The following is a 257-nucleotide window of genomic DNA, read 5'->3' as shown; positions in this document are numbered from 1 at the left end:
ATCTCACCCTGACTGTGACCAATCACCGCAGCGGGGAGCACCCCGTGTTCCTGCCACAACCTCGCGAGGCTGACCATGACCGCGAACAAGGCCGGCTGCACCACATCCACCCGGTCCAGGTCATGCAACACCTCGGTCAACCGCCACCCCGTAAACGGCGCCAACGCCGCCTCACACTCACCCATCAAGCTGCGGAACCTCGGCGAGGAAGCCATCAAATCCTCAGCCATACCGGCCCACTGCGAACCCTGACCCGG

1 protein-coding gene is annotated in these 257 nt (G+C 64.2%); it reads right to left on the bottom strand.

Annotated features, from left to right (window positions below):
* A partial coding sequence (locus ACLQ28_RS34625; RefSeq protein ID WP_425690466.1) for an acyltransferase domain-containing protein occupies window positions 1–257 on the bottom strand: 257 nt, incomplete at both ends.

The organism is Micromonospora sp. DT201 (assembly GCF_049841575.1).
GTDB lineage: Bacteria > Actinomycetota > Actinomycetes > Mycobacteriales > Micromonosporaceae > Micromonospora.
This window is presented reverse-complemented; position numbering and strand designations above follow the sequence as displayed.